This window comes from Kribbella sp. NPDC051952 (genome assembly GCF_040680855.1).
In the GTDB taxonomy this organism is placed as follows: domain Bacteria; phylum Actinomycetota; class Actinomycetes; order Propionibacteriales; family Kribbellaceae; genus Kribbella.
This window is the reverse complement of sequence record NZ_JBFAXQ010000048.1, coordinates 26,139-34,058: the sequence shown is the minus strand read 5'-3', so window position 1 is coordinate 34,058 and position 7,920 is coordinate 26,139. Positions and strand designations below refer to the sequence as shown.

The window sequence follows — 7,920 nt, the reverse complement described above, 5'->3', positions numbered from 1 at the left end:
CTCTGGCAACGGCTCTGGTAACGGCATCGGCGGCATCGACCAGCCACGGGCCAGCGACGACGCGTACGCCGGTGAGCTGCCGGAGAAGTACTCGGTGAACTTCATGATCAACGGTTCCCAGCGCAAGGGATCGATGTAGCGGTCGTTGCTCATCAACAGGTCCTCGCGGACCTGGACCTGCTCGACCGTCATCTCCAGCGCGCACAGGTGGGAGTCGGGCCCGCCGATCTCGTGGATGTTCACGATCCGGCCCTCGAGGTTGATCGGGCTCTCCTCGACCGCGTCGAGGTCGACGAGCCTGCCCTGCTCCCGGGTCAGGCCGGCGGCGGCGAACTTGTCCGGCTCGTACCGGTAGCCGCGGCCGCGCTTGGCGTCGGACATCTCCTGCGATCCGGTCAGGAGCGCGATCCGGTCGAGGGCGGCGACCATCGCGGGATCGACGAGGTTGAGGATCGCTTCCGGGCGTTCGGTGAGGTTCTTGACCGTCTGAGCGCTGGTGCCCATCCCGAGCATCGCGGTGTACCCGAGCCACCAGGCGGACGACATCGGCGCGAGGTTCGTGGTGCCGTCGGGATTGCGGGAGCTGATCATGACAACCGGCGTACCGAAATAGAGGACCTTGGGTTCAACAGTTCGTTTCACGAGCGTGGAACGCGCGGGCACCAGATTGTGTGAGTCGGCTACTCGTAGGGGTTGGCGGGAGCGGTGATCGGCCGGACCGAGTCGACGGTCAGGGCAGCGACGTCGCCGTCCACGCGCTTGCTCGGCTCGGCCCATTGGCCGGTCACGGTGACCCACTGGTTCTTCGGTGGGGCGGTCTGGCCACGCGCCTCGACCATGAACGCCGTGCCGTCGGCGACGCAGCAGGTCAGGCCGATGCGGGTCACATACCAGGTGCCGTTCTTGGCCGGGGTGACGAAGCCGGTCAGCTGGAAGGCACGGCCCTGCATGCTCTCCTTCTCCCACACCGCCCAGACGGAGTAGTCGCGGACCGCGAGTGCGGTCGGCCCGCCTTGTGGGTTCTCCGCCAGCCACGTGTTGCTCTTTGGATCGACCGGCTTGGAAGCGACGGGCGACTGGCGCTGCGCTGCGTCCGCGCCGAGAGCTGGAGGGTCGACGACGAGCAGCGCGAAGATCGGGATCAGCAGCAGCCAGGCCGCGCGTGGCAGGCCGTGGTGGTTGTGCACGTCGTCGGCGGGCTGCTTCTTGCGGGTGTCCGCGAGTACGTCGGTCACAGCGAGGACGATCAGGATCAGACCGGCCGCGAGCAGCATCCAGCGCATGCCGGGCTTCACGTACCGCAGATAGGTGCCGGAGGTGGCGAGCTGGACCACGGCCGCCCCGACGAACACGATCACCAGACCAGCGACGTTGCGCTTCACAGCAACCACCACCCGACGACGAAGCTGGCCAGCACGGCGACCACGAACGTGGCCGGCGCGAACCGGACGGCGAACTTCGGCCCGAACGTCCCGGTCTGCAACGCGATCAGCTTCACGTCCACGATCGGCCCGACCACCATGAACGCGAGCCGCGCGGTCAGCGAGAACTGCGTCAGGCTGGCCGCCACGAACGCGTCCGCCTCCGAGCAGATCGCGAGCAGTACGGCGAGCAGCCCGAGGATCACCACCGACAACAGGAGGGTCCCCGCCACGTGGTCGAGCCAGGCGCGTGGGACCACCACGTTGAGCGTGGCTGCGGCCGCCGCACCGACGACGAGGAACCCGCCGGCGTGCAGGAAGTCGTGCAGCATCGCCGACCGGAACACGTCGAACTTCCCGGTGCCCTCGGCGTGCCGGTTCTTCGGCATCTTCAGCCAGGAACTGCCCGTGCCGGTCAGCAACCACAGCCAGCCCAGGATCATCGAGACCGCCAGCGAGGTCACCGCGCGGGCGACCACCACCTTCGGCTGACCGGGGAACGCTACCGCGGTTGACGCCAGTACGACGGGGTTGATCGCCGGCGCGGACAGCAGGAACGCGATCGCCGCGGCCGGAGTGACGCCGCGGTTCATCAGTGCCGCCGAGACCGGGACCGAGGCGCATTCACAGCCGGGCAGTACGACGCCGGACGCGCTGGCAACCGGTACGGCGAGGGCCGGGTGCTTCGGGAGCGCCTTCGCGAAGAAGGAGGCCGGCACGAAGGCGGTCAAGGCCGCTGACAGCAGTACCCCGAGGACGAGGAACGGGAGTGCCTGCACGGTGACGCCGACGAACATGGTCGCCCAGGTCCGGACGCCGTCGTCGGTGAAGGCGCCGGCGAAGATCCGCCGTCCGAACAACGCCAGCCCGACCAGCACGATCAGCGTTGCGGTGAAGGCGATCGAGGACCCGGAGGACTCCCCGCGCGTCTCCGTGGTCATGGACATGACCGGCATCCTGGCAGAAAGTTTCTGGAAATGAAAACCACCACCAACCTGTGTCGGTGGGCTGTGGCACTGTGGGAGGTATGGATGCCGACGTGGTGCGCGCAGTCAACGACCTCACCACTCGCTGGGCTCGCGAGCTCCCGGCGGGGAACACGGTTGTCTCCGGGCTGGGCCTGTGGCCGCTGCTCGCGATCCTCGCAACTGCCGCCGACGAACCAGGACGCGCGGAGCTCGCTGCTGCGGCCGGTCTGCCCGCTGAGCAAGGGTCTGTGCAGGCCCAGGCATTGGTGGCGGCGATCGAGGGCTCGGCTGATCTGCATGCCGCACTCGGCGTGTGGGTGAACGAGAACTTGAAGCTCGCCGAGTCGTTCGACAGCGTGATGCCGGCTCCGCTCGTCGGGATGCTCACCGGTCGCTCTGAGGTGGACAAGCCGAAGCTGGATGCGTGGGCGGCCGAGCACACCAATGACCTCATCCGCGAGCTGCCGATCCAGATCACGCCGGACGTGATGCTCGTGCTCGCGTCGGCACTGTCGCTACGGACGACCTGGGTCCAGCCGTTCACCGAGCAGATCCGCCGCGTCCACGAGGGCCCGTGGGCCGGCTCGTGGCACTGGCTGGATCGCGTGGACGACGACCTCGACGCCGTACGGCGGTATGGCGACCTGACCGTGACCACGGTGCGCGGCGACGCCGATGTCGACGTACTGCTCGGACTCGGATCCGGTGAGCAGGCCGACGTCCTCGCAGGGTTGCTCGACGCTGCGGCCCGGCCGACCGAGGGCGTACCGGGGAGCCGGTTGCTCGAGGAGAAGCAGTCCGCTCCTGGGGTCAAGATCGCCAAGACCACGGCCGCGTGGCCGGATGTGAAGGTGGCGCTGCCGTCGTTCAAGGTCGAGGCGGAACACGATCTGCTGGCTCTGCGTGAGCTCTTCGGGCTGGGTGCGGTCAGCTCGAACCCGGGCGAGCGCGGTCACTTCAGCGCGATCAGTCCGACCCCGCTCGCGGTTGGGGAGGCGAAGCAGAAGGTGCTCGCGCGGTTCTTCGCGACCGGGTTCGAGGCCGCGGCGGTCACCGCGATGGCGATGACGCGAGCGGCGATGGTGACCCGGCAGTCGCCGCGGCTCGAGGTGACGCTGGACCGGCCGTTCGCGTTCGCCGCCGTACTGCGGGAGTCGCGGCTGCCGATCGTGGCTGGCTGGGTCGCGACGCCTACTGAGTCGGGAGCGTAAAGAGCCGGTTGAGCAGCTCGGACGCCTCGTCGACGCCCGCCTGGTCGCCGGTGAGGAGCAGGTCGAACAGCAGCCCGCGTGAGGCGGCCAGACCCAGCCGTGCGTACGCCGGTGCCTGCTCGGCCGGGATGCCCGCGCGGATACAGAACTCGATCACCGGTGGTAGCCAGACGTTGATCAGGTCCGCCTTGAGTGCCTCCGTGTGCGGCAGATCCTGCATCGCGTGCGCGCTGATCTCGAAGAACAGCGGTCCGTAGATCAGGGTCGCCTCGGTGACGCGGCGCCAGAACAGCTCGTTCTGCTCGGCGATCGGCAGGTCCTTCGCCATCACCTCGGCCAGCAGATCCCGCTGCTGTTGCTCGACGGTTCGCACCACCTCGGCGAGCAGACCCTCGCGGGAGCCGAAGTGGTAGATCAGCATCCGGTGGCTGGTGCCGATCGACGTGGCGATGCTCCGCAGGCTGGCGTCGCCGATGCCGTTCTTCGCAAAATGCTCAACGGCATCGGCGAGCAGAGTCTCACGACTCACTTATTTCCTTCAGCTTCGCGGTTTCCGTAGCGATGTAACGCTTGGTGAGGTTGGCGTAGAGCCTGCCGAAGAGCCAGCCGAGGGGTCCCTCCTGAATGATCGTCGCGGTTGCGACCGTGCCTTCCGGCGTACTGATGACCCGGTGGCCGCCGGTGGTCTTGATCCCGGGAGCCTTCGAGACCCACTCGAAGTACTCACCCTCCTTGAGGTCCGTCACCTCCCAGACCGCGACCGGGAGCTTGGGCTGGCGGATCCGGGTCTTGGCGCCGATGTGGATGCGGCCCGCGTCGAGCCGCTCGACGGAGTCGACGGTGGGGGTCCATTCGGGCCACCGTTCGACATCGCTGAACACCTGCCACACCCGCTCGGGTGAGGCCTGAATCGTGCTGGAATGATCGAAGCGCATGTACCAAATGGTACATCAGGTCTTGGTGAGGGTTCGGCGGGCATCCGTGGAGCGGGAACCCGCGGCAGGTAGGGTCTTGAGCCATGGCTGAGCAGAACGTCCCGCAGAACGTGGAGAACGAGCAGGATCCGGGCGCGAACACGCAGATGTTCCGTGCCTTCGTCAACGAGGGCCAGACCGAGGCGACCACCGAGCCCCGACTCAACGGCCGCATCCTCGCCGTCGTCGGCGCCGCCGTGGTCCTGATCGCGGTCATCGCCGCGATCGCAGTCTTCTGATCCCGGCTTGACCGCACTCTCCGTAGAGGTTGTCCGGGTCTTCACCGACCCCGACGGCCGGTTCGGCAACCCACTGGGCATCGTCGCGGGCCACCTGGTCCCGCCCGCCGACCGCCAACGTGTGGCTGCGGCCCTCGGCTACAGCGAGACCGTGTACGTCGACGATCCCGCCACCGGCACGCTCCGCATCTACTCCGCCACCGGAGAGATGGCGTTCGCCGGCCATCCCACCGTCGGCGCCGCCTGGTACCTCCACCACCACGGCCATCCGGTCGAGTCCCTGCACGTCCCCGCCGGGGAGATCCCGGTCAGCCATAGCGGAGATCTCGTCGCCGTCCGGGCCGACTCCACCTGGGGCAGCACGTGGACCTGGCACCAGCTCGCCACTCCGGCCGAGGTGCTGTCGTCCGATCCCGCGTCGTACTCGGACGGCCACACCTTCCTCTGGGCCTGGCAGGACGAGTCCGCCGCCGTCATCCGGGCCAGGGCCTTCGCTCCTGCCATGGGCGTCGTCGAGGACGAGGCAACCGGCTCGGCCGTGACTCAGTTGACCGCTCGCCTGGCTCGCGATCTGCACGTCATCCAGGGCGCCGGTTCGCAGCTTCACACCAGCTGGCATCCCCCCACCCACGCCGCTGTCGGCGGCCGGGTTCGGCCGGAAGGATCCCGCACCATCACGATCTGATGGTTTCGTTGACGGGTACGGGTGGGCGGATGGAGCATGGGGGCTCGGCTAGTTGGGGAGGTTCTGGTGGCGGAGGTTGTGCGGGCCGGGTTGGTGCAGACGTCGTGGACCGGCGACAAAGAGTCGATGATCAAGGCGCACGAGGAGTACGCGCGGCAGGCGGCCGCGGCGGGTGTGCGCGTGTTGTGCTTCCAGGAACTCTTCTACGGACCGTACTTCTGCCAGCTCCAGGATCCCAAGTTCTACGAGTACGCCGAAGCCGTACCGGGACCGACTGTGGACCGTTTCGCCGCCCTGGCCAAGGAACTCGGCATGGTGATGGTGCTCCCGGTCTACGAGCAGGAGCAGCCGGGCGTGCTCTACAACACCGCCGCCGTTATCGATGCCGACGGCAAGTATCTGGGCAAGTACCGGAAGAACCACATTCCGCAGGTGAAGGGCTTCTGGGAGAAGTTCTACTTCCGCCCGGGCAACCTCGGCTACCCGATCTTCGACACCGCGGTCGGCCGGATCGGCGTCTACATCTGCTACGACCGGCATTTCCCCGAAGGATGGCGCGCGCTGGGCCTGGCCGGCGCGAAGATCGTGTTCAACCCGTCCGCGACCAGCCGTGGGTTGTCGGCGTACCTCTGGAAGCTCGAGCAGCCGGCCTCCGCGGTCGCCAACGAGTACTTCATCGGCGCGATCAACCGGGTCGGGATCGAGTCCGACTTCGGTGAGAACGACTTCTACGGTACGTCGTACTTCGTCGACCCGGAGGGGAAGTTCGTCGGGGACGTCGGCCACGACCACGATCCGGAACTGATCGTCCGCGACCTGGACCTCAACCTCCTGGACACCGTCCGCGACCGCTGGCAGTTCTACCGCGACCGCCGCCCAGACGCCTACGGAGACCTGACCAAACCGTAGAAGCCCCAACCTCTCAATCCTTTCTTTCTTCCGCTCGAACTCCTACACCCCCTTCGTTACTTTCTTTCTTAACCGCTCAAAGAGGAGTGGCATAGATGTCTTTGCTGGTTAAGGGTGGGACTGTCATCGGACCGACCGGGACGCGGGTTGCGGACGTGTTGGTGGAGGGCGAGAAGATCGTCGCCGTCCTCGATCCGTCCTACACCCCGGCCGTCACCGCCGACGAGGTGATAGATGCCGCCGGCAAGTATGTGATCCCCGGCGGCATCGACGCCCACACCCACATGGAAATGCCGTTCGGTGGCACCTCGGCCAGCGACACCTTCGACACCGGCACCCGGGCCGCGGCGTACGGCGGAACGACAACGATCATCGACTTCGCCATCCAGCGCACCGGTGAGGTCGTCCAGGACGGACTGGCTGCCTGGCACACCAAGGCCGACGGCAACTGTCACATCGACTACGCGTTCCACATGATCCTCGGCGGCGTCGACACCGACGCCCTGAAGGCGATGGACCAGCTCGTGGCCGACGAAGGCATCACGAGTTTCAAGCTGTTCATGGCCTACCCGGGCGTCTTCTACTCCGACGACGGCCAGATCCTGCGCGCGATGCAGACCGCGCGGGAGAACGGCGCGATGATCATGATGCACGCGGAGAACGGCATCGCGATCGACGTCCTGGTCCAGCAGGCCATCGCCCGTGGCGAGACCGACCCGCTCTACCACGGCATCACCCGCCCGGCCGCACTGGAGGCCGAGGCGACCAACCGCGCGATCGCGCTCGCGGAGGTCGCGCAGGACTGCCCGCTGTACATCGTGCATCTGTCCGCGAGCCAGGCGCTCGAACGTGTCGCGGAGGCCCGCGACAAGGGCCGGAACGTGTTCGCCGAGACCTGCCCGCAGTACCTCTACCTCACGCTTGAGGACCAGCTCGGCGCGCCTGGTTTCGAGGGCGCGAAGTGGGTCTGTTCGACACCGCTGCGCAGCAAACACGAGTCGCATGCCCGCGACCTGTGGAAAGGCCTGCGGAGCAACGATCTCGCGATCGTGTCGACCGACCACTGCCCGTTCTGCATGAAGGACCAGAAGGAGATGGGCATCGGTGACTTCTCCAAGATCCCGAACGGGATCGGCGGCGTCGAGCACCGCGTCGACCTGATCTACCAAGGCGTTGTCGACGGCAACATCTCGCTGGAGCGCTGGGTCGAGACGATCTCGACCACCCCGGCCCGGATGTTCGGGCTCTATCCGCAGAAGGGGATCGTCCAGCCGGGTTCGGATGCCGACCTGGTCGTCTACGACCCGAACGGTACGACGCGGATCGGTGTCGAGACGCATCACATGAACATGGACTACTCGGCGTACGAAGGGGTCGAGATCCAGGGCCAGGTGGGCACCGTGATCTCGCGCGGCGAGGTGATTGTGGCCGATGGCAACTACCATGGCCGCAAGGGTCGGGGGAAGTTCCTCAGGCGCGGCCTGTCGTCGTATCTGATGTGAGGGGGAGGGAC

General features: G+C 67.0%; 10 protein-coding genes. 5 read left to right on the top strand and 5 right to left on the bottom strand.

Features of this window, described 5'->3' with window-relative positions; translation table 11 throughout:
- The 3 genes from AB0L70_RS40850 to AB0L70_RS40840 form a co-directional block, all read right to left on the bottom strand.
- A partial coding sequence (locus AB0L70_RS40850; RefSeq protein WP_363692315.1) for a flavin reductase family protein occupies nt 1-642 on the bottom strand: 642 nt, incomplete at its 3' end.
- Between the two features lie 38 nt (nt 643-680).
- Nucleotides 681-1,382, bottom strand: a complete 702-nt coding sequence (locus AB0L70_RS40845; protein ID WP_363692314.1) for a TIGR03943 family protein — start codon at nt 1,380-1,382, stop codon at nt 681-683.
- The gene (locus AB0L70_RS40840; protein ID WP_363692313.1) at nt 1,379-2,368 is read right to left on the bottom strand and encodes a permease; all 990 of its coding nucleotides are present in this window, start codon (nt 2,366-2,368) and stop codon (nt 1,379-1,381) included. The genes AB0L70_RS40845 and AB0L70_RS40840 overlap by 4 nt, the downstream gene beginning before the upstream one ends.
- An 80-nt stretch (nt 2,369-2,448) precedes the next feature.
- Between AB0L70_RS40840 and AB0L70_RS40835 the strand changes: the two genes are divergently transcribed.
- Nucleotides 2,449-3,600: a serpin family protein gene (locus AB0L70_RS40835; protein ID WP_363692312.1), complete on the top strand. Its 1,152-nt coding sequence runs from the start codon at nt 2,449-2,451 to the stop codon at nt 3,598-3,600.
- Here the strand turns inward: AB0L70_RS40835 and AB0L70_RS40830 are convergent.
- On the bottom strand, nt 3,581-4,129 hold the full coding sequence (locus tag AB0L70_RS40830; protein WP_363692311.1) for a TetR family transcriptional regulator: 549 nt from the start codon (nt 4,127-4,129) through the stop codon (nt 3,581-3,583). The two genes, AB0L70_RS40835 and AB0L70_RS40830, sit on opposite strands and share 20 nt — an antisense overlap.
- A complete protein-coding gene (locus tag AB0L70_RS40825) occupies nt 4,119-4,535 on the bottom strand; it encodes an SRPBCC family protein (protein ID WP_363692309.1) in 417 nt (138 codons plus the stop codon). Before AB0L70_RS40825 ends, AB0L70_RS40830 begins: the two co-directional genes overlap by 11 nt.
- A gap of 83 nt (nt 4,536-4,618) precedes the next feature.
- Between AB0L70_RS40825 and AB0L70_RS40820 the strand changes: the two genes are divergently transcribed.
- The 4 genes from AB0L70_RS40820 (at nt 4,619) to hydA (ending at nt 7,909) form a co-directional block, all read left to right on the top strand.
- Nucleotides 4,619-4,813: a hypothetical protein gene (locus AB0L70_RS40820; protein WP_363692308.1), complete on the top strand. Its 195-nt coding sequence runs from the start codon at nt 4,619-4,621 to the stop codon at nt 4,811-4,813.
- A 7-nt stretch (nt 4,814-4,820) separates the two neighbouring features.
- Entirely contained in the window at nt 4,821-5,498 is a 678-nt protein-coding gene (locus tag AB0L70_RS40815) for a PhzF family phenazine biosynthesis protein (protein ID WP_363692307.1), read from the top strand.
- A 66-nt stretch (nt 5,499-5,564) separates the two neighbouring features.
- The gene (locus AB0L70_RS40810; RefSeq protein ID WP_363692305.1) at nt 5,565-6,407 is read left to right on the top strand and encodes a nitrilase-related carbon-nitrogen hydrolase; all 843 of its coding nucleotides are present in this window, start codon (nt 5,565-5,567) and stop codon (nt 6,405-6,407) included.
- A gap of 95 nt (nt 6,408-6,502) precedes the next feature.
- Nucleotides 6,503-7,909, top strand: coding sequence for a dihydropyrimidinase (hydA, locus tag AB0L70_RS40805; RefSeq protein ID WP_363692304.1), 1,407 nt, complete (start codon nt 6,503-6,505; stop codon nt 7,907-7,909).
- Nucleotides 7,910-7,920: the final 11 nt, after the last annotated feature.

Bases quoted from the DNA above. Each gene is read 5' to 3' on its own strand.
- AB0L70_RS40840 (WP_363692313.1), bottom strand. From the start codon at position 2,368: ATGTCCATGACCACGGAGACGCGCGGGGAGTCCTCCGGGTCCTCGATC.
- AB0L70_RS40835 (WP_363692312.1), top strand. From the start codon at position 2,449: ATGGATGCCGACGTGGTGCGCGCAGTCAACGACCTCACCACTCGCTGG.
- AB0L70_RS40825 (WP_363692309.1), bottom strand. From the start codon at position 4,535: ATGCGCTTCGATCATTCCAGCACGATTCAGGCCTCACCCGAGCGGGTG.
- AB0L70_RS40820 (WP_363692308.1), top strand. From the start codon at position 4,619: ATGGCTGAGCAGAACGTCCCGCAGAACGTGGAGAACGAGCAGGATCCG.
- hydA (WP_363692304.1), top strand. From the start codon at position 6,503: ATGTCTTTGCTGGTTAAGGGTGGGACTGTCATCGGACCGACCGGGACG.